At 64.8% G+C, this 18,381-nt stretch carries 32 protein-coding genes; 30 read left to right on the forward strand and 2 right to left on the reverse strand.

Annotated elements, in window-relative coordinates; all coding sequences use genetic code 11:
• Nucleotide 1: 1 nt before the first annotated feature.
• The 23 genes from rplP (at nt 2) to rplQ (ending at nt 10,704) form a co-directional block, all read left to right on the forward strand.
• Nucleotides 2–427, forward strand: a complete 426-nt coding sequence (gene rplP / locus AC27GT_RS07740) for a 50S ribosomal protein L16 (protein WP_015718102.1) — start codon at nt 2–4, stop codon at nt 425–427.
• Nucleotides 414–611: a 50S ribosomal protein L29 gene (gene rpmC / locus AC27GT_RS07745; RefSeq protein WP_015718101.1), complete on the forward strand. Its 198-nt coding sequence runs from the start codon at nt 414–416 to the stop codon at nt 609–611. The genes rplP and rpmC overlap by 14 nt, the downstream gene beginning before the upstream one ends.
• Entirely contained in the window at nt 604–921 is a 318-nt protein-coding gene (gene rpsQ / locus AC27GT_RS07750; protein WP_015718100.1) for a 30S ribosomal protein S17, read from the forward strand. The genes rpmC and rpsQ overlap by 8 nt, the downstream gene beginning before the upstream one ends.
• A complete protein-coding gene (gene rplN / locus AC27GT_RS07755) occupies nt 918–1,286 on the forward strand; it encodes a 50S ribosomal protein L14 (protein WP_015718099.1) in 369 nt (122 codons plus the stop codon). The genes rpsQ and rplN overlap by 4 nt, the downstream gene beginning before the upstream one ends.
• Nucleotides 1,286–1,618 carry a 50S ribosomal protein L24 gene (gene rplX, locus AC27GT_RS07760; protein ID WP_487223888.1) on the forward strand — a complete coding sequence of 111 codons (333 nt, stop codon included), beginning with the start codon at nt 1,286–1,288 and terminating at the stop codon, nt 1,616–1,618. Before rplN ends, rplX begins: the two co-directional genes overlap by 1 nt.
• Before the next feature lies 1 nt (nt 1,619).
• Nucleotides 1,620–2,168 carry a 50S ribosomal protein L5 gene (gene rplE, locus AC27GT_RS07765; protein ID WP_015718097.1) on the forward strand — a complete coding sequence of 183 codons (549 nt, stop codon included), beginning with the start codon at nt 1,620–1,622 and terminating at the stop codon, nt 2,166–2,168.
• Between the two features lie 7 nt (nt 2,169–2,175).
• Nucleotides 2,176–2,361, forward strand: coding sequence for a type Z 30S ribosomal protein S14 (locus tag AC27GT_RS07770; protein WP_003043922.1), 186 nt, complete (start codon nt 2,176–2,178; stop codon nt 2,359–2,361).
• 68 nt (nt 2,362–2,429) lie between these two features.
• Complete coding sequence (gene rpsH, locus AC27GT_RS07775; protein WP_015718096.1) at nt 2,430–2,846, forward strand: 30S ribosomal protein S8; 417 nt, start codon at nt 2,430–2,432, stop codon at nt 2,844–2,846.
• A complete protein-coding gene (rplF, locus tag AC27GT_RS07780) occupies nt 2,846–3,388 on the forward strand; it encodes a 50S ribosomal protein L6 (protein WP_038030051.1) in 543 nt (180 codons plus the stop codon). The genes rpsH and rplF overlap by 1 nt, the downstream gene beginning before the upstream one ends.
• An 8-nt stretch (nt 3,389–3,396) precedes the next feature.
• Nucleotides 3,397–3,735, forward strand: a complete 339-nt coding sequence (gene rplR, locus AC27GT_RS07785) for a 50S ribosomal protein L18 (protein ID WP_487223889.1) — start codon at nt 3,397–3,399, stop codon at nt 3,733–3,735.
• A gap of 21 nt (nt 3,736–3,756) precedes the next feature.
• Nucleotides 3,757–4,230 (forward strand): 30S ribosomal protein S5, encoded by a 474-nt coding sequence (gene rpsE / locus AC27GT_RS07790; protein ID WP_015718093.1) that lies wholly within the window; start codon nt 3,757–3,759, stop codon nt 4,228–4,230.
• Complete coding sequence (gene rpmD, locus AC27GT_RS07795; protein ID WP_015718092.1) at nt 4,230–4,412, forward strand: 50S ribosomal protein L30; 183 nt, start codon at nt 4,230–4,232, stop codon at nt 4,410–4,412. The genes rpsE and rpmD overlap by 1 nt, the downstream gene beginning before the upstream one ends.
• Nucleotides 4,409–4,891 carry a 50S ribosomal protein L15 gene (gene rplO / locus AC27GT_RS07800; RefSeq protein ID WP_487223890.1) on the forward strand — a complete coding sequence of 161 codons (483 nt, stop codon included), beginning with the start codon at nt 4,409–4,411 and terminating at the stop codon, nt 4,889–4,891. The genes rpmD and rplO overlap by 4 nt, the downstream gene beginning before the upstream one ends.
• A gap of 1 nt (nt 4,892) precedes the next feature.
• The gene (gene secY / locus AC27GT_RS07805; RefSeq protein ID WP_038030049.1) at nt 4,893–6,209 is read left to right on the forward strand and encodes a preprotein translocase subunit SecY; all 1,317 of its coding nucleotides are present in this window, start codon (nt 4,893–4,895) and stop codon (nt 6,207–6,209) included.
• An 8-nt stretch (nt 6,210–6,217) separates the two neighbouring features.
• Entirely contained in the window at nt 6,218–6,772 is a 555-nt protein-coding gene (locus tag AC27GT_RS07810; RefSeq protein WP_038030047.1) for an adenylate kinase, read from the forward strand.
• Nucleotides 6,772–7,539 (forward strand): type I methionyl aminopeptidase, encoded by a 768-nt coding sequence (map, locus tag AC27GT_RS07815; protein WP_038030045.1) that lies wholly within the window; start codon nt 6,772–6,774, stop codon nt 7,537–7,539. The genes AC27GT_RS07810 and map overlap by 1 nt, the downstream gene beginning before the upstream one ends.
• Before the next feature lie 7 nt (nt 7,540–7,546).
• Complete coding sequence (gene infA, locus AC27GT_RS07820) at nt 7,547–7,765, forward strand: translation initiation factor IF-1 (protein ID WP_003043942.1); 219 nt, start codon at nt 7,547–7,549, stop codon at nt 7,763–7,765.
• A gap of 8 nt (nt 7,766–7,773) precedes the next feature.
• Complete coding sequence (gene rpmJ, locus AC27GT_RS07825; protein ID WP_014514895.1) at nt 7,774–7,887, forward strand: 50S ribosomal protein L36; 114 nt, start codon at nt 7,774–7,776, stop codon at nt 7,885–7,887.
• Nucleotides 7,888–7,896: 9 nt separating this feature from the next.
• Complete coding sequence (gene rpsM / locus AC27GT_RS07830; RefSeq protein WP_015718087.1) at nt 7,897–8,277, forward strand: 30S ribosomal protein S13; 381 nt, start codon at nt 7,897–7,899, stop codon at nt 8,275–8,277.
• Between the two features lie 39 nt (nt 8,278–8,316).
• Nucleotides 8,317–8,706 (forward strand): 30S ribosomal protein S11, encoded by a 390-nt coding sequence (gene rpsK / locus AC27GT_RS07835; protein ID WP_015718086.1) that lies wholly within the window; start codon nt 8,317–8,319, stop codon nt 8,704–8,706.
• 13 nt (nt 8,707–8,719) lie between these two features.
• Nucleotides 8,720–9,349 carry a 30S ribosomal protein S4 gene (gene rpsD, locus AC27GT_RS07840; RefSeq protein ID WP_015718085.1) on the forward strand — a complete coding sequence of 210 codons (630 nt, stop codon included), beginning with the start codon at nt 8,720–8,722 and terminating at the stop codon, nt 9,347–9,349.
• Nucleotides 9,350–9,401: 52 nt separating this feature from the next.
• Nucleotides 9,402–10,343: a DNA-directed RNA polymerase subunit alpha gene (locus AC27GT_RS07845; protein ID WP_038070443.1), complete on the forward strand. Its 942-nt coding sequence runs from the start codon at nt 9,402–9,404 to the stop codon at nt 10,341–10,343.
• A 4-nt stretch (nt 10,344–10,347) separates the two neighbouring features.
• The gene (rplQ, locus tag AC27GT_RS07850; RefSeq protein ID WP_015718083.1) at nt 10,348–10,704 is read left to right on the forward strand and encodes a 50S ribosomal protein L17; all 357 of its coding nucleotides are present in this window, start codon (nt 10,348–10,350) and stop codon (nt 10,702–10,704) included.
• 61 nt (nt 10,705–10,765) lie between these two features.
• Here rplQ and AC27GT_RS07855 read toward each other — a convergent pair whose 3' ends face one another.
• Entirely contained in the window at nt 10,766–11,242 is a 477-nt protein-coding gene (locus AC27GT_RS07855) for a hypothetical protein (protein WP_038070442.1), read from the reverse strand.
• Nucleotides 11,243–11,287: 45 nt separating this feature from the next.
• On the opposite strand from AC27GT_RS07855, the gene AC27GT_RS07860 reads away from it, so the two are divergent.
• Nucleotides 11,288–12,121 (forward strand): DMT family transporter, encoded by an 834-nt coding sequence (locus AC27GT_RS07860; protein WP_487223891.1) that lies wholly within the window; start codon nt 11,288–11,290, stop codon nt 12,119–12,121.
• A 3-nt stretch (nt 12,122–12,124) separates the two neighbouring features.
• On the opposite strand, the gene AC27GT_RS07865 is transcribed toward AC27GT_RS07860, so the two are convergent.
• Complete coding sequence (locus AC27GT_RS07865; protein WP_038071884.1) at nt 12,125–12,637, reverse strand: HNH endonuclease; 513 nt, start codon at nt 12,635–12,637, stop codon at nt 12,125–12,127.
• A gap of 97 nt (nt 12,638–12,734) precedes the next feature.
• Between AC27GT_RS07865 and AC27GT_RS07870 the strand changes: the two genes are divergently transcribed.
• The 6 genes from AC27GT_RS07870 (at nt 12,735) to AC27GT_RS07895 (ending at nt 18,375) form a co-directional block, all read left to right on the forward strand.
• A complete protein-coding gene (locus AC27GT_RS07870) occupies nt 12,735–14,084 on the forward strand; it encodes a tetratricopeptide repeat protein (RefSeq protein WP_487223892.1) in 1,350 nt (449 codons plus the stop codon).
• 1 nt (nt 14,085) lies between these two features.
• Complete coding sequence (locus AC27GT_RS07875; protein ID WP_038030039.1) at nt 14,086–14,889, forward strand: SPOR domain-containing protein; 804 nt, start codon at nt 14,086–14,088, stop codon at nt 14,887–14,889.
• A complete protein-coding gene (locus AC27GT_RS07880; protein ID WP_015718077.1) occupies nt 14,886–15,521 on the forward strand; it encodes a redox-sensing transcriptional repressor Rex in 636 nt (211 codons plus the stop codon). Before AC27GT_RS07875 ends, AC27GT_RS07880 begins: the two co-directional genes overlap by 4 nt.
• A 13-nt stretch (nt 15,522–15,534) precedes the next feature.
• Entirely contained in the window at nt 15,535–16,050 is a 516-nt protein-coding gene (locus AC27GT_RS07885; protein WP_487223893.1) for a hypothetical protein, read from the forward strand.
• 48 nt (nt 16,051–16,098) lie between these two features.
• Complete coding sequence (locus tag AC27GT_RS07890) at nt 16,099–17,043, forward strand: polyprenyl synthetase family protein (protein ID WP_487223941.1); 945 nt, start codon at nt 16,099–16,101, stop codon at nt 17,041–17,043.
• A gap of 72 nt (nt 17,044–17,115) precedes the next feature.
• Nucleotides 17,116–18,375 (forward strand): Glu/Leu/Phe/Val family dehydrogenase, encoded by a 1,260-nt coding sequence (locus AC27GT_RS07895; protein ID WP_487223894.1) that lies wholly within the window; start codon nt 17,116–17,118, stop codon nt 18,373–18,375.
• Nucleotides 18,376–18,381 lie beyond the last annotated feature (6 nt).

Below are 18,381 nucleotides of genomic sequence, written 5' to 3' on the forward strand. Positions count from 1 at the left end.
CATGTTGATGCCCAGGCGCATGAAGTACCGCAAGCAGCACCGGGGTCGCATGAAGGGGGCGGCCAAGGGGGGTGATTACGTGGCCTTCGGGGACTTCGGCCTGGTGGCCATGGAGCCCGCCTGGATCACCTCCCAGCAGATTGAGGCGGCCCGTGTGGCCATGGTGCGCCATTTCCGCCGCGGGGGCAAGATCTTCATCCGCATCTTCCCCGACAAGCCCTACACCAAGAAGCCCCTCGAGGTGCGGATGGGTAAGGGTAAAGGCAACGTGGAAGGGTATGTGGCGGTGGTGAAGCCGGGCCGGGTGATGTTCGAGGTGGCGGGCGTCACCGAGGAGCAGGCCCTCGAGGCCTTGCGCATCGCCGGCCACAAGCTTCCCATCAAGACCAAGATCGTGAGGAGGGACGCCTACGATGAAGCCCAGTGAGATCCGCAAGCTCTCTCCCAGTGAGATCGAGAAGCTGGTTCGGGAGAAGAAGCGGGAGCTGATGGAGCTTCGCTTCCAGGCCTCCATCGGCCAGCTCTCCCAGAACCACAGGATCCGGGAGACCCGGCGCCTCATCGCCCGGCTCCTCACGATCCTGAACGAGAGGAGGAGAGCCAATGCCTAAGAAGGTGCTGACCGGGGTGGTGGTGAGCGACAAGATGCAGAAGACCGTTTCGGTACTGGTGGAGCGCCAGTTTCCCCACCCCCTCTACGGCAAGGTGATCAAGCGCTCCAAAAAGTACCTGGCCCACGACCCCGAGGGGAAGTACAAGGTGGGGGACGTGGTGGAGATCATCGAGTCCCGCCCCATCTCCAAGCGCAAGCGCTTTAGGGTCTTGCGCCTGGTGGAGGGGGGCAGGCTGGACCTGGTGGAGAAGTACCTGGTGCGTAGGCAGAACTACGCCAGCCTTTCCAAGCGGGGAGGTAAGGCATGATCCAGCCCCAGACCTACCTGGAGGTGGCCGACAACACCGGGGCCCGCAAGATCATGTGCATCCGCGTGCTTAAGGGCTCCAACGCCAAGTACGCCACCGTGGGGGACATCATCGTGGCCAGCGTCAAGGAGGCCATCCCCCGGGGGGCGGTGAAGGAAGGCGACGTGGTGAAGGCGGTGGTGGTGCGCACCAAAAAGGAGGTCAAGCGCCCCGATGGCTCCGCCATCCGCTTTGACGACAACGCCGCCGTCATCATCAACAACCAGCTAGAGCCCCGGGGCACCCGCGTCTTCGGCCCCGTGGCACGGGAGCTCCGGGAAAAGGGCTTCATGAAGATCGTCTCCCTGGCTCCGGAGGTGCTCTGATGCAGGTCAAGCTACATGTGAAGAAGGGGGACACGGTTCTGGTGGCCTCCGGCAAGTACAAGGGCCAGGTGGGCAAGGTGAAGGCCGTGCTGCCCAAGAAGGGGGCGGTCATCGTGGAGGGGGTGAACATCGTTAAGAAGGCGGTGCGGGTGAGCCCCCAGCACCCCCAGGGTGGCTTTGTGGAGCAGGAAGCTCCCCTGCATGCCTCCAAGGTGCGCCCCATCTGCCCCGCGTGCGGCAAGCCCACCCGGGTGCGGAAGAAGCTCCTGGAAAACGGCCGCAAGATCCGGGTGTGCGCCAAGTGCGGCGGGGCTTTGGACGTGGAGGGATAAGATGCCGCTAGAGGTTGCGCTGAAGAAAAAGTACTACGAGGAGGTACGGCCCGAGCTCATCCGCCGCTTCGGCTACCAGAACATCTGGGAGGTGCCTCGGCTGGAGAAGGTGGTGATCAACCAGGGGCTGGGGGAGGCCAAGGAGGATGCCCGCATCCTGGAGAAGGCTTCCCAGGAGCTTGCCCTCATCACCGGCCAGAAGCCGGCCATAACCCGGGCCAAGAAGTCCATCTCCAACTTCAAGCTCCGCAAGGGGATGCCCATCGGCCTCAGGGTTACCCTGCGCGGCGACCGGATGTGGATCTTCCTGGAGAAGCTCCTTTCCGTGGCCCTTCCCCGCATCCGCGACTTCCGGGGGGTGAACCCGAACAGCTTTGACGGCCGCGGCAACTACAACCTGGGGTTGAGGGAGCAGCTCATCTTCCCGGAGATCACCTACGATATGGTGGACGCCCTTCGGGGAATGGACATCGCGGTGGTGACCACCGCCCGGACCGACGAGGAGGCCAGGGCCCTTTTGGAGCTTCTGGGCTTCCCCTTCCGCAAGTGAGGCGAGCATGGCGAGAAAAGCGTTGATCGAAAAGGCCAAGCGTACCCCCAAGTTCAAGGTGCGGGCCTACACCCGTTGCGTGCGCTGTGGGAGGGCCAGGAGCGTGTACCGCTACTTCGGGCTCTGCCGGATTTGCCTTAGGGAGCTGGCCCACAAGGGGCAGCTTCCCGGGGTGAAGAAGGCCAGCTGGTAGGCCGTGGCCGGTCGAGGGGGTTCCCTCGAGACCGCATGGTCCAGGAGTGAGGTAAAAGGAGAGAGGAAATGTTGACGGACCCCATTGCCGACATGCTGACCCGGATTCGGAACGCCACCCGGGTCTACAAGGAGAGCACCGAGGTACCCGCCTCCCGCTTCAAGGAGGAGATCCTCAAGATCCTGGCGCGGGAGGGCTTCATCAAGGGGTACGAGCGGGTGGAGGTGGACGGCAAGCCTGTTTTGCGCATCCACCTCAAGTATGGGCCCAGGCGCCAGGGACCTGATCCCCGGCCCGAACAGGTCATCAACCACATCCGTCGCATCAGCCGTCCTGGGCGACGGGTGTACGTGGGGGTCAAGGAGATTCCCCGGGTGCGCCGCGGCCTGGGGATTGCCATCCTGTCCACGCCCAAGGGCGTCCTTACCGACCGGGAGGCCCGGCGTCTGGGCGTGGGCGGGGAGCTTATCTGCGAGGTGTGGTGATGTCTAGGATTGGCCGGCTTCCCATTCCCTTGCCCAAGGGGGTCACTGTGGAGGTGACCCCGGGGCTCGTCAAGGTGAAAGGCCCCAAGGGCGAACTTTCCGTGCCCATCTCCCCGGAGATGCGGGTGGTGGTGGACGGAGGGGTGGTGCGGGTGGAGCGGCCCTCGGATGAGCGCCGGCACAAGAGCCTGCACGGCCTCACCCGGACCCTCATCGCCAACGCCATCAAGGGGGTTTCCGAGGGGTACGTGAAGGAGCTCCTCATCAAGGGTATCGGCTACCGGGCCCGGCTTGCGGGACGGGCGGTGGAGCTCACCGTGGGCTTTAGCCACCCCGTGGTGGTGGAGCCCCCGGAGGGCATCACCTTCGAGGTGCCCGAGCCCACCAAGATCCGCGTTCTGGGCATAGACAAGCAGAAGGTGGGCCAGGTGGCCGCCAACCTGCGCGCCATCAAGAAGCCCAGCGCCTACCACGAGAAGGGCATTTACTACGCGGGCGAGCCCGTCCGCCTTAAGCCCGGCAAGGCCGGGGCCAAGAAGTAGGGGGAACCATGGCACGGCTTACCGTATACGAACGCCGCAAGTTCCGGGTGCGTAACCGCATCAAGCGCACGGGCCGGCTCCGCCTGTCCGTCTTCCGGAGCCTTAACCACATCTACGCCCAGATCATCGATGACGAGAAGGGCCATACCCTGGTGGCCGAGTCCAGCCTGGCCCTGAAGCTGAAGGGCAACAAGACCGAGGTGGCCCGGCAGGTGGGGCGGGCCCTGGCGGAGAAGGCCAAGGCGTTGGGGATCACCAAGGTGGCTTTTGACCGTGGCCCCTACAAGTACCACGGCCGGGTAAAGGCTCTGGCGGAAGGGGCCAGAGAAGGGGGCCTGGAGTTCTAGGTCGCTTAGCGAGGAGGAAGCATGCCCGAGACCGACTTTGAAGAGAAGATGATCCTGGTGCGGCGCACCGCCAAGACCTACCAGGGTGGCCGCCGCTTCCGCTTCGGGGCCTTGGTGGTGGTGGGTGACCGGCAGGGCCGGGTGGGCCTGGGCCTGGGCAAGGCCAAGGAGGTGCCCCTGGCGGTGCAGAAGGCGGGGTACTACGCCCGTCGCAACATGGTGGAGGTGCCCATCCAAAACGGCACCATTCCCCACGAGATCGAGGTGGAGTACGGGGCCTCCAAGATCCTCCTGAAGCCCGCAGCCCCGGGCACGGGGGTGATTGCGGGGGCAGTGCCCCGGGCCATCCTGGAGCTTGCGGGGATCACGGATATCCTCACCAAGGAGCTGGGGAGCCGCAACCCCATCAACATCGCCTACGCCACCATGGAGGCCCTCAGGCAGCTTAAGACCAAGCAGGATGTGGAGCGCCTGCGGAAGGGTGGGGAGGAGTGATGGCCAAGCTCAAGGTTAAGCTGGTGAAGAGCCCCATCGGCTATCCCAAGGACCAGAAGGCGGCCTTGAAAGCCCTGGGGCTGACCAAGCTCCACAGGGAAAAGGTCCTCGAGGACCATCCCGCCATACTGGGCAACATCAAGAAGGTGGCCCACCTTGTGCGGGTGGAGGTGCTGGAATGAAGCTTACCGATCTAAAACCCAATCCTGGGGCCAACAAGAGGCGGAAGCGGGTGGGGCGGGGCCCTGGCTCCGGCCACGGCAAGACGGCCACCCGGGGTCACAAGGGGCAGAAGTCCCGCTCCGGTGGCCTCAAGGATCCCCGCCGCTTTGAGGGGGGGCGCTCCACCACCCTGATGCGCCTGCCCAAGCGGGGCATGCAGGGACAGGTGCCCGGGGAGATTAAGAGGCCCAAGTACCAGGGGGTGAACCTGAGGGACCTGGCCCGCTTCGACGGGGAGGTGACCCCGGAGGTGCTGGTCCAGGCTGGAATCCTGAAGAAGGGCTACCGGCTTAAGGTGCTGGGAGAAGGGGAGGCCAAGCCCCTTAGGGTGGTGGCCCACGCCTTTTCCAAGACCGCCCTGGAGAAGCTGAAGGCTGCGGGCGGCGAGGCCGTCCTTCTGGCTCCCTTGCCCGAAGGGCAAGCACCCAAGGAGGCTTAGGATGCTTAAGGCCTTCCGGAGCGCCCTGGCCATTCCCGAACTGCGCCAGCGGATCCTCTTCACCCTGCTGGTGTTGGCCGCCTACCGCCTGGGGGCCTTTATCCCCACCCCGGGGGTGGACCTGGACAAGATCCAGGAGTTCCTGCGCACCACCCAGGGAGGGGTTTTCGGCATCATCAACCTCTTTTCGGGCGGTAACTTTGAGCGCTTCTCCATCTTCGCCCTGGGAATCATGCCCTACATCACCGCTGCCATCATCATGCAGCTTTTGGTCAATGTGATTCCCACGCTGGAGAAGCTTTCCAAGGAGGGTGAGGAGGGCCGCCGCATCATCAACCAGTACACCCGCATCGGCGGCATCGCTCTGGGGGCTTTCCAGGGTTTCTTTCTGGCCACCGCCTTCCTGGGGGCGGAGGGGGGGCGTTTCCTGCTGCCCGGCTGGGCACCCGGTCCCTTCTTCTGGCTGGTGGTGGTGGTCACCCAGGTGGCGGGCATCGCCCTCCTTCTCTGGATGGCGGAGCGTATCACCGAGTACGGCATCGGCAACGGCACCAGCATGATCATCTTTTCGGGGATCGTGGTGGACTGGTTGCCGCAACTTTTCCGCACCGCTGGCCTTATTCGCACCGGGGAGGTCAACCTGGTGGCCTTCCTCTTTTTCCTGGCCTTTATCGTCTTGGCCTTCGCCGGGATGGCGGCGGTGCAGCAGGCGGAAAGGCGCATTCCCGTCCAGTACGCCAGGAAGGTGGTGGGCAGGAGGGTCTACGGGGGGCAGGCCACCTACATCCCCATCAAGCTGAACGCTGCCGGCGTCATCCCCATCGTCTTTGCCGCCGCCATTTTGCAGATCCCCATCTTCCTCACCGCCCCCTTCCAGGACAACCAGGTGCTCCAGGCCATCGCCAACTTCTTCAACCCCACCCGGATCTCCGGCCTCCTCATCGAGGTGGTGCTCATCGTCCTTTTCACCTACGTCTACACCGCGGTCCAGTTTGATCCCAAGCGGATTGCGGAAAGCCTCCGGGAATACGGGGGGTTCATCCCGGGCATCCGCCCAGGCGAGCCCACGGTGAAGTTCTTGGAGCATATCGTTTCCCGCCTGACCCTCTGGGGGGCCCTCTTCCTGGGCCTGGTGGCGGCGTTGCCCCAGATCATCCAGAACCTCACCGGGGTGAAGAGCATCGCTTTTTCCGGTATTGGCCTTCTCATCGTGGTGGGCGTGGCCCTGGATACCTTGCGGCAGATTGAGAGCCAGCTGATGCTGAGGAACTACGAGGGGTTCCTTTCCAAGGGCCGCATCCGCGGCCGCACGCGCTAGGAGGGAGGATGGGGGAAGCGGTGATCTTCTTGGGGCCGCCGGGGGCGGGAAAGGGCACCCAGGCGGCCAGGCTGGCGGAGGAGCTGGGCTTTAAGAAACTCTCCACCGGGGACATCCTGCGGGACCATGTGGCCCGGGGCACGCCCCTGGGGCAGCAGGTGAAGCCCATAATGGACCGGGGGGACCTGGTTCCGGATGAGCTCATCCTGGCCCTTATCCGGGAGGAGCTTTCGGAGCGGGTGATCTTCGACGGCTTTCCCCGCACCCTGGCCCAGGCGGAGGCCCTGGACCACCTGCTTCAGGCTACCGGGACCCGGCTCCTTGGGGTGGTGCTGGTGGAGGTGCCGGAGGAGGAGCTCATCGCCCGGATGCTCAAGCGGGCGGAGCTCGAGGGGCGCTCGGACGACAACGAGGAGACCATCCGGCACCGGCTCCGGGTCTACCGGGAGAAAACCGAGCCCTTGGTGCAGTATTATGAAAAAACGGGTGCCTTGAGGCGGGTGGACGGCCTGGGTACACCCGATGAGGTCTACGCCCGCATCCGGGCAGCCCTGGGAATCTGATGGCCATCAAGCTGAAGAGTCCATGGGAGATTGAGCGCATGCGGGAGGCGGGGGCCCTCCTCACCGAGGTGGTGGAGGAGGTGGGCCGGCATGTGGAGCCCGGCATCACCACCAAGGAGCTGGACCGGATCGCCTACGAGGCCATAAAAAAGCGCAAGGCCAAGCCAGCCTTCCTGGGCCTTTACGGGTTTCCCGCCACCCTGTGCACCTCGGTGAACGAGGTGGTGGTCCACGGCATCCCCTCGGAGGAGCCCCTGAAGGAAGGGGATATCCTTTCCGTGGACGTGGGCCTCATCTACGGGGGGTTTGCCGCCGACATGGCCCGCACCTTTCCCGTGGGCAGGGTTTCCCCGGAGGCGGAAAGGCTCATCCAGGATACCGAGGCCGCCTTCTGGGAGGGGATGAAGTACCTTAGGCCCGGCTACCGCATCGGGGATGTGGCTCATGCGGTGCAGACGTTTCTGGAAAGCCGTGGGTATGGGGTGGTGCGGGAGTTCGTGGGGCACGGGGTGGGGCGGGAGATCCACGAGGACCCGCAGCTGCCCAACTTCGGCAAACCGGGAACGGGCCCCAAGATCCGGCCTGGCATGACCCTGGCCCTCGAGCCCATGGTCACCCTACGCCCGGCTTCTGTGGTAATATTGGAAGATGGCTGGACGGCGAGCGCCGGACCTGGCAACCTCGCCGCCCACTACGAGAACACCGTCTTGGTGACGGAGGAGGGCCCGGAGCTTCTCACCGGGGTTTCCCTGGTGCGGGCGCGGTAGGAGGGGTATGGCGAAGGAGAAGGACACCATTCGGGCGGAAGGCGTGGTTACCGAGGCTTTGCCCAACACCACGTTTCGGGTAAAGCTGGACTCGGGACCGGAGATCCTGGCCTACATCTCGGGCAAGATGCGCATGCACTACATCCGCATCCTGCCCGGGGACCGGGTGGTGGTGGAGATTACCCCCTACGACCCCACGCGGGGCCGCATCGTGTACAGGAAGTAGGAGGCGAGATGAAGGTACGGGCATCGGTTAAAAAGATGTGCGAGAAGTGCAAGGTGGTGCGCCGGCACGGCCGGGTGTACGTGATCTGCGAGAACCCCAAGCACAAGCAGCGGCAAGGGTAAGGAGGGAACGTGGCGAGGATTGCAGGTGTGGAGATTCCTAGGAACAAGCGGGTGGACGTGGCCCTCACCTACATCTACGGGGTGGGGCCGGCCCGGGCCAAGGAGGCTCTGGAGAAGACGGGCATCAATCCGGCGACCCGGGTGAAGGACCTCACCGAGGCGGAGGTGGTGCGCCTTCGGGAGTACGTGGAGAACACCTGGAAGCTGGAAGGTGAGCTCAGGGCTGAGGTGGCCGCCAACATCAAGCGCCTCATGGATATCGGCTGCTACCGGGGCCTCCGCCACCGCCGTGGATTGCCGGTGAGGGGGCAGCGCACCCGCACCAATGCCCGTACCCGCAAGGGTCCCCGCAAGACCGTGGCGGGCAAGAAGAAAGCCCCTAGGAAGTAGTTCTAGGGCCAGTGGATACTCCTAAAGCTGAGGGAGAGTATGGCCAGAAAAGCGACCAAGAAGAAAGTCAAACGACAGGTGGCCAGTGGGAAGGCGTACATCCACGCCTCCTACAACAACACCATCGTCACCATCACCGACCCGGACGGCAACCCCATCACCTGGTCCTCGGGTGGGGTCATCGGCTACAAGGGAAGCCGCAAGGGCACCCCGTATGCGGCCCAGCTGGCGGCCATGGATGCGGCCAAGAAGGCCATGGCCTACGGCATGCAGAGCGTGGACGTGATCGTGCGCGGCACCGGGGCAGGCCGGGAGCAGGCCATCAGGGCCCTCCAGGCCTCGGGCTTGCAGGTGAAGTCCATCGTGGACGACACCCCTGTGCCCCACAACGGCTGCCGGCCTAAGAAGAAGTTCCGCAAGGCTTCATAAGGAGTAGGAGAAGATGGGTCGTTACATTGGTCCAGTTTGCCGTCTTTGCCGCCGGGAAGGAGTCAAGCTCTACCTGAAGGGGGAGCGTTGCTACAGCCCCAAGTGCGCCATGGAGCGCCGCCCCTACCCTCCGGGGCAGCACGGGCAGAAGCGCACCCGCCGCCCTTCCGACTACGCGGTGCGCCTGAGGGAGAAGCAGAAGCTCCGCCGCATCTACGGGATCTCCGAAACCCAGTTCCGCAACCTCTTTGAGGAGGCCAGCCGCAAGAAGGGGGTTACGGGTACTGTCTTCCTGGGGCTTTTGGAGTCCCGCTTGGACAACGTGGTCTACCGGCTGGGCTTCGCCGCCAGCCGCCGCCAGGCGCGGCAGATGGTGCGCCACGGCCACATCACCGTGAACGGCCGCCGGGTGGACCTTCCCGCCTACCGGGTGAAGCCTGGGGATGAGATCGCCATCGCCGAGGGTAGCCGCAACCTGGCCTTCATCCGGGAGAACCTCGAGGCCATGAAGGGCCGCAAGGTGGGCCCCTGGCTCTCCTTGGATGTGGAGGGGATGAAGGGTAAGTTCCTGCGCCTGCCCGATCGGGAGGACCTGGCGCTTCCCGTGAACGAGCAGCTGGTGGTGGAGTTCTACTCCAGGTAGCCCTAAAGGGGCCCGGCTGGACCGGGCCCATGTGTTGCCGGCAAGGAGGTCTATGTTAGAGAGCAAGCTGAAAGCCCCGGTCTTCACGGTGCGTACCCAGGGGCGGGAGTACGGGGAGTTTGTCCTGGAGCCCCTGGAGCGGGGATTCGGCGTCACCCTGGGCAACCCCTTGAGGCGGATTCTCCTTTCCTCCATTCCCGGGACCGCGGTCACCAGCGTCTACATTGAGGATGTCCTTCACGAGTTCTCCACCATTCCTGGGGTCAAGGAGGACGTGGTGGAGATCATACTGAACCTCAAGGAGCTGGTGGTGCGCTTCCTGGACCCCAAGATGCAGACCACCACCCTGGTCCTGAAGGCGGAAGGGCCCAAGGTGGTCAAGGCGGGGGATTTCGTGGTGCCCCCCGATGCGGAGATCCTGAACCCGGACCTCACCATCGCCACCTTGGACAAGGGGGGCAAGCTTTACATGGAGGTGCGGGTGGATCGGGGTGTGGGGTACGTGCCCGCCGAGCGCCACGGCATCAAGGACCGCATCAACTCCATCCCCGTGGACGCCATCTTCTCCCCCGTGCGCCGGGTGGCCTTCCAGGTGGAGGATACCCGGCTTGGCCAGCGCACCGACCTGGACAAGCTGACCCTGCGGATCTGGACGGATGGCTCCGTCACCCCCTTGGAGGCCTTGAACCAGGCGGTGGAGATCCTCAAGGAGCACCTTTCCTATTTCGCCAACCCACAGGCCACCGCCCTCCCTGCCCCGGAACCCGCTTCTGTGGAGCGTGCGGAAGGGGAGGAGGACCTGGACCTGCCCCTGGAGGAGCTTGGCCTTTCCACCCGCGTTCTCCACAGCCTCAAGGAGGAGGGGATCGAGTCGGTGCGGGCGCTTTTGGCCTTGAACCTCAAGGACCTTAAGAACATCCCCGGCATCGGGGAAAGGAGCCTCGAGGAGATCCGCGAGGCTTTGGCCAAAAAGGGATTCGCCCTAAAGGAGTGAGACCATGCGCCACCTGAAGTCTGGAAGAAAGCTGAACCGTCACTCTTCCCACCGCCTGGCCCTTTACCGCAACCAGGCCAAAAGCCTTCTCATCCACGGTCGCATCACCACCACCGTGCCCAAGGCCAAGGAGCTCACCGGCTTCGTGGACCACCTCATCCACCTGGCCAAGCGGGGGGACCTGCACGCCCGCCGCCTGGTGCTGAGGGACCTGCAGGACGTGAAGCTGGTGCGGAAGCTCTTCGATGAGATCGCCCCCAAGTACCAGAACCGGGCCGGAGGGTACACCCGGGTGCTCAAGCTGGCGGAACGCCGGCGGGGGGATGGGGCGCCCTTGGCCCTGGTGGAGCTGGTGGAGTAGGAGCGCCGAAAAAAGGGAAGGATGCCCCTAAGCGTCGGGCCCCGGGATGGGGTGCCGGCGCTTACGTGTTCTCTCCTCCCCGCCCCTGAAGGAGCCTGAGGAGCTGGTCTTCCAGCTCGCCGATGTAGGCGGCCAGGGTGTTCCCGTGCTTTTCCAGGGTTTCCGCCAGGCGGGCCTCGAGGGCCCGGATCTCCTCCTTCTCCGCCTCCGCCAGGCGCTTGAACTCCGCCTCCAGGTAGCCTCTAAGCTCGGTGTATCGGCTCTGCTCCGCCTCCTCGGCCAGCTTCTTGTAATGGAGAAGCTCCCGGGCGTAGCGCCGCACCTCCAAAAGGGCGGCGGTTTCCAGGCCGATGGTGAAGATGAGGTAGAGGAGGGAAACCACCCCCAGGGCCACCACCAGAACCAGGCCCAAGGGAGCTTCCACCCGGGTGAGGCCCAGGGAAAGGGAGGTGGGCTTGGTGATCTCCCCCCAGTTGAGCCAGGAGAAGAGGACCAAAAGAAGGAGGACAAGGAGGGCAAAAAGGGTACGCGCGCTCATAGGTCAGCCTCCATAGGGCACTGGGGGGATTATACACTCTTCCCCATGGGCTACCTGTACCTGCTCCTGGCTGCCTTCCTTTGGGGTCTCATCGGCCCCGTAAGCCGCCTGGCCTTTCAGGAGGGGCTTACTCCCCTGGCCGTGGCCTTCTTCCGGGCAGGCATTGCCTGGGTCTTCTTCGGCCTGCACGCCTTGCTCCTGCGCCAGGTCAGGGTGGAAAGGCGGGATGCCTTGCCCCTCCTTCTTTTCGGCCTGGTGGGGGTTTCCCTCTTCTACGGTTCCTATCAGCTGGCGGTGGTCTACGGGGGGGCGGCCTTGGCCTCCGTCCTCCTGTACACGGCCCCGGCCTGGGTGGCCCTCCTTTCCCTGGTGGTCCTGAAGGAGCCCCTGGACCGCACCGGCCTTTTGGCGGTGGCCCTGACCCTGCTGGGGGTGGGGCTTATGGGCGTGGGAGGGGGAAGCGGGGTAAGGGTCCTCTCCCTTGCCCTTTTCTTTGGGCTCCTTTCCGGCTTCACCTATGCGCTTTACTACATCTTCGGCAAGCTCTACCTTCCCCGCTACGCCACCCCCACCCTCTTCCTCTACGCCCTGCCCGTGGGGGCCTTGGGGCTTCTGCCCTGGGTGGAGTTTGCTCCCTTGAGCCCAAGGGCCATGGAAGCCTTGCTCTTTTTGGGGGTATTTTCCACATACGGGGCCTATCTGGCCTACTACGCAGGGTTGAAGCGCCTTCCCGCCACCCGGGCCAGCGTGGTGGCTACCCTCGAGCCCGTGGTGGCCAACCTGTTCGCCTTCCTCCTCTTTAGGGAGGTGCTTTCCCTCTGGGCCTACCTGGGGGCAGGCTTGGTGCTTTTGGCCGTGGTCCTCACGGTGCGGCGCTAGGGGTTAGGACAACCAGGCTTGAAGGTAGGGCTGCCAGTCCTCGGGGACCTCCTTCAGGTCGGAAAGAAAAAGGGGCGCCTTGGGCGCCCGGGGAGGCTTTAGCAGGCGCATCCCCGCCTCCTCGGGGGTGCGGTCCCCCTTCTTCAGGTTGCAGGAGCGGCAGGCGGCCACCAGGTTCTCCCAGGTGCTCCTGCCTCCCCGGCTTCTGGGAAGCACGTGGTCCACGGTGAGCTCCCCTCCCTGGCGGCCGCAGTACTGGCAGGTGTAGCGGTCCCGCCTCAGGATGTTGCGGCGGTTTAGGGGGATGCGGCTTGGCCCCCGCCGCACCAGGCGCTTCAAGCGGATGATGCTGGGGACCGGGATCCGGGTGGAGGGAGTGTGCAGGTAGCGCCCGCTTTCCGAGAGCATCTCCGCCCCCCCGGAAAGCACCAGGAGGACGCTTCGCTTGATGCTGGCAAGCCCCAAGACCTCGTAGGCGGCGTTCAGGACCAAGACCCGGGGGGCGTCCAGGTCCAGGGCCTTGCCCAACGCAGGACCCACGCCCTTAGAATAACAAAGACCCTTCCCCTGGAGCTGTGCTATGCTTAAGGCAACGACGGGTTTGGAGGCCCTTATGACGAGACCTTTTCCCAAAGCCCTCACCCTTCTCCTGGGGCTGGGTCTGGCTTTGGCGCAGACCTCCTTGGAACGGGCGGAATCGCTGTTCAAGGCCGGGGAGTATGCTCAAGCCGTCCTGGCCTATGAGGAGGTTTTGGCCCAGGACTATAGCCGCTTCGAGGCCCATCTGGGCCTTGGGGTGAGCCTCTTCCGCTTGGGCCGCCTCGAGGAGGCCCGCTTCGCCTTTGACCAGATGGTCCGGGTTTTCCCCGACCGTTACGAGGGCCATTACAACCTGGGCCAGGTGTACCTGCGCCTGGGAAAGCCTAAGGAGGCAGCGGAGGCCTTTGCCAAGGCGGCGGAGCTTTCCCCCACGGAGGAAGCCTACCTGGGGTGGGCCAGCGCCCTCGCCGAGGCAGGCCAGGCCAAGGAGGCAGCAGAGGTTTTGCGCAAAGGGCTTACCCCGGAGCGGAGCCCCGCCTACCACCTGGCCCTGGCCCAGGCCCTTTACGCCGCAGGGGCCCGGGCCGAGGCGGTGCCGGTGCTCTATGGGCTTCTCAACCGGGAACCCAGGTCGGCCGAGGGCTGGGACCTGCTGGCCCGCATCCTGGCGGAGGAGGGCTTGAAGGAAAGGGCCCTGAGGGAGCTGGACCGGGGTCTTAAGGCGGTGGAGGGGAAGGCTAGGGCGAGACTCCTTCTGCGCAAGGCCCTTCTTTCCTCCCGCCCGGAGCCCCTGCTTAAGGAGGCCTACGCCCTGGATCCTTCCCTTTGGGAGGCCGCCTACCTCCTGGGGCAAGCCCGCCTCGAGGCGGGGGATGCCAAGGGGGCCTTGGGGTACCTGCTTTCCGCCTACCGGGCCAGCCCCGAGCCCCAGGTGGCCTTGGCCCTGGCGGCGGCCTACCTGCGGCTTAAGGACTATAAGAACGCCTACCGGTATGCGGAGGAGGCAGGACCTCCGGGGAGCTTCCTCAAGGCCCAGGCTGCCTACGCCTTGGGCCGGAAGGAGGAGGCTTTGAAGCTCCTCGAGGGGCTTACCACTCCGGAGGCCCAGGCCCTTAGGGGCACGTTGTTGCTGGAGATGGGCCGCTTGGAGGAGGCCTTGGCCCTCCTGCGCCCCCTTTACGAGTCCGGCCGCGATCCAGGGGTGGGGGTGAACCTGGCAGCAGCCTTGGTGGCCCTGGGGCGCTTCGGGGAGGCGGAACTGGTCCTCAGGGAGGTGCTGGGAAGAGCCCCCAGGCAGGCGGCAGCCTGGTACAACCTGGGTCTGGCCTTAAGGGGCCTGGGCCGGGAGGCAGAAGCCGAGCGGGCCTTGAACCAGGCGGCGGCCCTGGGCTCGAGGGAGGCGCGGGCCCTGCTTCGGAGGTAGAATGCGCTGGCTACGGGAAAACTGGCTGGACTTCCTCATTTTTCTTCTCATCGCTCTGGTGGCGGCGGGCATTGTCCTTTACCTGACCGGCATCAATCCCTTTGCCCGGCCAAGGGAGAGTGCCTCGCCCATGCCCGGGCCTTCGGTCACCTCCTCGCCCCCTCCTTCCCCGGTCCAGCCTCCCAAGGTGGAGCCTGCTCCCCAGGCACCCTCCCCTGAGGCCAAACCGGCCCCTGAACCCGTGGTCACCGTGCTCCCCCTACCCCAGGCTCCAGCGGAGTCCAAGCCAGCACCCCAGGAAAAACCCACAGCCTCGCCTGGAGGATCCCCTCCAAGCGAACCTGCTCCTTCGGCACCTGCGCCGGGGGGAACCTACCGGGTGGCGGTGGGGGCTTTTGCCAATCCGGAAAACGCGGCCAGGCTTCGTCAGGAGCTGGCCCAGAAGGGGTACCCGGCTCGCCTGGAGCCTTCGGGAAACCTGACCCGGGTGGTGGTGGGTCCTTACGCCACCGAGGCCGAGGCCAAACGGGTAGCGGAGGCCTTGGCCGCCTACGGGGCTCAGGTGTACCGCGGCCAGGGAGCGGCCCCGCCGGCCTCGGGCACCCTTTACCTCCAGGTGGGAGCTTTCCAGAAGGAGGAAAACGCCCTGGCCCTGGCCGCGAAGCTCAGGGAAGTGGGCCTGCCCGTGGTTCTGGTGAAGGATGGGGTCTACCGGGTGCGGGTGGGCCCGGTGGCCGAGGGGGAAAAGGAGGCCGTCAAGGCCAAGGTGCAGGCCTTGGGCCTCGAGGCCTTGGAGGTGCGATGAAGGTTCCCAGTGCAGCCATCAGCCGGTTGGTCACGTACCTGCGCATTCTGGAGGAGCTGGAGGCCAAAGGGGTTCACCGCACCAGCTCCGAGCAGCTGGCGGAGGAAGCCCAGGTCACGGCGTTTCAGGTGCGGAAGGACCTTTCCTACTTCGGTTCCTACGGCACCCGGGGGGTGGGCTACACGGTGCCCGTGCTCAAGCGGGAACTCCGCCACATCCTGGGCCTGAACCGAAAGTGGGGCTTGTGCATCGTGGGTATGGGCCGTCTGGGTAGCGCTTTGGCCGATTACCCCGGGTTTGGAGAAAGCTTTGAGCTACGGGGATTCTTCGACGTGGATCCCGAGAAAATCGGCCGCCGGGTGAGGGACGGGGTGGTGGAGCCCATGGATCTGCTTCCCCAAAGGGTGCCCGGCCGCATAGAGATCGCCCTTCTCACCGTGCCCCGGGAGGCAGCCCAGGAGGCAGCCGATCGCTTGGTGGCCGCGGGGATCAAGGGCATCCTGAACTTCGCTCCCACGGTGCTGGAGGTGCCCAAGGAGGTGGCGGTGGAGAACGTGGACTTCCTGGCGGGCCTAGCTAGGCTTAGCTTTGCTATACTGAATCCCAAGTGGCGCGAGGAAATGATGGGGTGAGACTATGAGGGGTATGAGACTTCTTGTCGGATTGGTTGGGGCGCTGGCGCTGTCCGCGTGTTCAGATGTGATTTTTAAGCCAGCCTTCCAAAGCTACCAGGTGTATTTGGAGCCCGCCCAGTTGGGTTATGAGGTTGATCAGACAGGCCAAATAATCATTGTGGTCAACAAGGCTTACGTTCAGGTGGCACCAGGGGCCCCGGAAGGATTCCTGGAGAGTTATGAGTACACGGTATTAGATGATGCGGGTAACGAGGTTTTCCCGGGAGAGTCGCTGGGAAGTGGGACTGTAGGCATAAGAATTCCGCCAGGACGGAAAGAAGTTGGCGGCGGAAACTTTGTGTACGAAACAACCAAGTCCGATCCGTTTACGTTCAGCTTGGATGGAAGGGTTGCACAAGAGCATCTGGCCCAGGGAGCACCCTTGAATTGGCGCTATCAGGTTACTTGGCATGCCCGGACCTCTAATGGAAAGGAGATTTCCTGGGTCCAGGAGTACCAGATTAAGTACCCCTTAAGGGGCCAATAGCCTAGCCTGGACTTTGCTCTCTCATCGAAGGCTATACTGGGGGGCGTGGTGGTTCTTCCCGACCTCGAGGCCCCCCTTAACCGGTTTGAGGAGGCTCTCTCCGAGCTGATTGCCTCCGACGTCCTCTTCGTGCGCGTGATTCATCAGGACCTGGTGACGGCGGGGGGCAAGCGCATCCGCCCCCGCTTGGTCTTTCTGGCCTCGAGGGCCATCGGGGGCGCTCCCTTCGAGATGGAGCTGGCCTTGGCGGTGGAGCTTCTGCACTCCGCCACGCTTCTCCACGATGACCTCATCGACGATGCGGAAACCCGCCGGGGCAAGGAGGCGGCGTTTCGCCGGTACGGGAATGCGGTTTCCGTGTTGTCGGGGGACTTCCTGCTTTCCCGGCTCCTCCATGTGATCGCCAGGACCGGGAGGATGGAGCTGGTGGAGCGCTTCGCCCAGGTGGCCAAGACCTTGAGCGAAGGGGAGGTGTTGCAGTTCCAGGTGGCGGCCCTGGAGGACTACTCCCTGGAGAACTACGAGCGCATCATCACCGCCAAAACGGCGGTGCTTATGGAACTCAGCACGGAAGGCCCCGCCCTCCTCAAGGGGGTGGATGGGGAGGTGCGGGAGGCCTTGGCCCGCTTTGGCCTTTACTATGGCCAGGCCTTCCAGATGCGGGACGATTACCTGGACCTCATGGGCACCCCCGAGGCCTTGGGCAAACCGGTGGGGGGGGATGTGCGGGAGGGAAAGGCCACGTTGGTCACCCTTCTTCTCATGGAGCGCTTTCCCGAGGTGCGGGAGGTTCTGAGGCGTAAGGGAAGGCGTGAAGGGGATCTGGACCGCCTGCGCATGCTGGCTTGGGAAAGCGGGGTGGCGGAGGAGGTGGAAAGGCGTATCCGGGAGAGGGCGCTTCTGGCCGCCGCGGCCCTCAAGCCCCTTCCTCCCTCCCCCTACAAGGAGGCCCTCGAGGCCCTGGCCTTAAAGGAAGCCGAGCGCCTTTCCTGACTTCTTGGAACCTGGAGCCGGGTGGGGCAGCCGTCCCTCCCCGAGCAGGGTATAATCCCCTCCGGTGAGGCTATGGCTATTCCCGCATACAGGTCCCCGGAGGACCCAGGCCTCTGGGAGGCCTTCCTGGAGCGATTGGAAAAGACCTTAAGGGTGGCGGCGATCCACCCCACCACGGTGGAGTACCTGGCTCACCCCAAGCGCCTGGTCACGGTTTCCCTGCCCGTGGTCATGGACGACGGGAAGGTGCGGGTTTTCCAGGGCTATCGGGTGGTGCACGATATCGCCCGGGGGCCCGCTAAGGGGGGGGTGAGGATCCATCCCAAGGTAACCCTGGGCCAGACGGCGGGCCTGGCCGCCTGGATGACCTTGAAGGCTGCCGTTTACGATCTGCCCTTTGGCGGGGCGGCGGGGGGGATTGCCGCCGACCCCAGGCTCCTTTCCCGGAGGGAGCTCGAGCGGCTCGTGCGCCGTTACACCGCCGAGCTGGTCAACCTGATCGGGCCCGACATCGACATCTTGGGCCCCGACCTGGGGACCGACCAGCAGGTGATGGCCTGGATCATGGACACCTACTCCATGACCGTGGGCTCCACGGTGCCGGGGGTGGTGACGGGCAAGCCCCATGCCCTTGGGGGGAGCGAGGGCCGGGACGATGCCGCTGGGCTTGGGGTGGCCCTGGTGCTCAAGGAGCTTGCCGGGCGCCGGGGGCTTCCCCTGGAAGGGGCCAGGGTGGCGGTGCAGGGCTTCGGCCAGGTGGGAGGCAGTTTCGCCTTGCATGCCGAAGGGATGGGCTTGAAGGTGGTGGCGGTATCCACGGCCCGGGGGGCCATGTACCAGGAAGAGGGCCTCGAGGTGGCCGAGGTCCTGCGCCACTACGAGGCCACGGGGGAACTTCCCCGCTACGACCTTGCCCCGGAGGAGCTTTTCGCCTTGGATGTGGACTACCTGGTCCTGGCGGCCCTCGAGGGGGCTTTGAACGGGGACACAGCCAAGGCGGTGCGGGCCCAGGTGGTGCTGGAGGCCGCCAACTTCGGCCTGACCCCCGAGGGGGAGGCCTACCTCCTGGGCAAGGGAGTCCTGGTGGTGCCGGACCTCCTCACGGGGGGCGGGGGGCTTCTGGCGGGCTATCTGGAATGGGTGCAGGACCTCAACATGTTCTTCTGGAGCGAGGAGGAAGTGCGGCAAAGCTTCGCTAAAAGCGTGGCCAAGGCGGTGGCTGAGGTGTGCGATCGGGCCGAGGTTCTTTCCACCGACCTGCGCACCGGGGCCATGGCCCTGGCCTTGGAACGGGTGAACGAGGCCACGCGGCTAAGAGGCGTCTACCCCTAAGAGGAG

The sequence above is a fragment of the Thermus sp. KWY1 genome, assembly GCF_057547025.1.

Excerpts from the sequence above, each read along its gene's own strand:
- rplP (WP_015718102.1), top strand. The coding sequence starts at position 2 with ATGTTGATGCCCAGGCGCATGAAGTACCGCAAGCAGCACCGGGGTCGC.
- rpmC (WP_015718101.1), top strand. The coding sequence starts at position 414 with ATGAAGCCCAGTGAGATCCGCAAGCTCTCTCCCAGTGAGATCGAGAAG.
- rpsQ (WP_015718100.1), top strand. The coding sequence starts at position 604 with ATGCCTAAGAAGGTGCTGACCGGGGTGGTGGTGAGCGACAAGATGCAG.
- rplN (WP_015718099.1), top strand. The coding sequence starts at position 918 with ATGATCCAGCCCCAGACCTACCTGGAGGTGGCCGACAACACCGGGGCC.
- rplX (WP_487223888.1), top strand. The coding sequence starts at position 1,286 with ATGCAGGTCAAGCTACATGTGAAGAAGGGGGACACGGTTCTGGTGGCC.
- rplE (WP_015718097.1), top strand. The coding sequence starts at position 1,620 with ATGCCGCTAGAGGTTGCGCTGAAGAAAAAGTACTACGAGGAGGTACGG.
- AC27GT_RS07770 (WP_003043922.1), top strand. The coding sequence starts at position 2,176 with ATGGCGAGAAAAGCGTTGATCGAAAAGGCCAAGCGTACCCCCAAGTTC.
- rpsH (WP_015718096.1), top strand. The coding sequence starts at position 2,430 with ATGTTGACGGACCCCATTGCCGACATGCTGACCCGGATTCGGAACGCC.
- rplF (WP_038030051.1), top strand. The coding sequence starts at position 2,846 with ATGTCTAGGATTGGCCGGCTTCCCATTCCCTTGCCCAAGGGGGTCACT.
- rplR (WP_487223889.1), top strand. The coding sequence starts at position 3,397 with ATGGCACGGCTTACCGTATACGAACGCCGCAAGTTCCGGGTGCGTAAC.
- rpsE (WP_015718093.1), top strand. The coding sequence starts at position 3,757 with ATGCCCGAGACCGACTTTGAAGAGAAGATGATCCTGGTGCGGCGCACC.
- rpmD (WP_015718092.1), top strand. The coding sequence starts at position 4,230 with ATGGCCAAGCTCAAGGTTAAGCTGGTGAAGAGCCCCATCGGCTATCCC.
- rplO (WP_487223890.1), top strand. The coding sequence starts at position 4,409 with ATGAAGCTTACCGATCTAAAACCCAATCCTGGGGCCAACAAGAGGCGG.
- secY (WP_038030049.1), top strand. The coding sequence starts at position 4,893 with ATGCTTAAGGCCTTCCGGAGCGCCCTGGCCATTCCCGAACTGCGCCAG.
- AC27GT_RS07810 (WP_038030047.1), top strand. The coding sequence starts at position 6,218 with ATGGGGGAAGCGGTGATCTTCTTGGGGCCGCCGGGGGCGGGAAAGGGC.
- map (WP_038030045.1), top strand. The coding sequence starts at position 6,772 with ATGGCCATCAAGCTGAAGAGTCCATGGGAGATTGAGCGCATGCGGGAG.
- infA (WP_003043942.1), top strand. The coding sequence starts at position 7,547 with ATGGCGAAGGAGAAGGACACCATTCGGGCGGAAGGCGTGGTTACCGAG.
- rpmJ (WP_014514895.1), top strand. The coding sequence starts at position 7,774 with ATGAAGGTACGGGCATCGGTTAAAAAGATGTGCGAGAAGTGCAAGGTG.
- rpsK (WP_015718086.1), top strand. The coding sequence starts at position 8,317 with ATGGCCAGAAAAGCGACCAAGAAGAAAGTCAAACGACAGGTGGCCAGT.
- rpsD (WP_015718085.1), top strand. The coding sequence starts at position 8,720 with ATGGGTCGTTACATTGGTCCAGTTTGCCGTCTTTGCCGCCGGGAAGGA.
- AC27GT_RS07845 (WP_038070443.1), top strand. The coding sequence starts at position 9,402 with ATGTTAGAGAGCAAGCTGAAAGCCCCGGTCTTCACGGTGCGTACCCAG.
- rplQ (WP_015718083.1), top strand. The coding sequence starts at position 10,348 with ATGCGCCACCTGAAGTCTGGAAGAAAGCTGAACCGTCACTCTTCCCAC.
- AC27GT_RS07855 (WP_038070442.1), bottom strand. The coding sequence starts at position 11,242 with ATGAGCGCGCGTACCCTTTTTGCCCTCCTTGTCCTCCTTCTTTTGGTC.
- AC27GT_RS07860 (WP_487223891.1), top strand. The coding sequence starts at position 11,288 with ATGGGCTACCTGTACCTGCTCCTGGCTGCCTTCCTTTGGGGTCTCATC.
- AC27GT_RS07870 (WP_487223892.1), top strand. The coding sequence starts at position 12,735 with ATGACGAGACCTTTTCCCAAAGCCCTCACCCTTCTCCTGGGGCTGGGT.
- AC27GT_RS07875 (WP_038030039.1), top strand. The coding sequence starts at position 14,086 with ATGCGCTGGCTACGGGAAAACTGGCTGGACTTCCTCATTTTTCTTCTC.
- AC27GT_RS07880 (WP_015718077.1), top strand. The coding sequence starts at position 14,886 with ATGAAGGTTCCCAGTGCAGCCATCAGCCGGTTGGTCACGTACCTGCGC.
- AC27GT_RS07885 (WP_487223893.1), top strand. The coding sequence starts at position 15,535 with ATGAGACTTCTTGTCGGATTGGTTGGGGCGCTGGCGCTGTCCGCGTGT.
- AC27GT_RS07895 (WP_487223894.1), top strand. The coding sequence starts at position 17,116 with ATGGCTATTCCCGCATACAGGTCCCCGGAGGACCCAGGCCTCTGGGAG.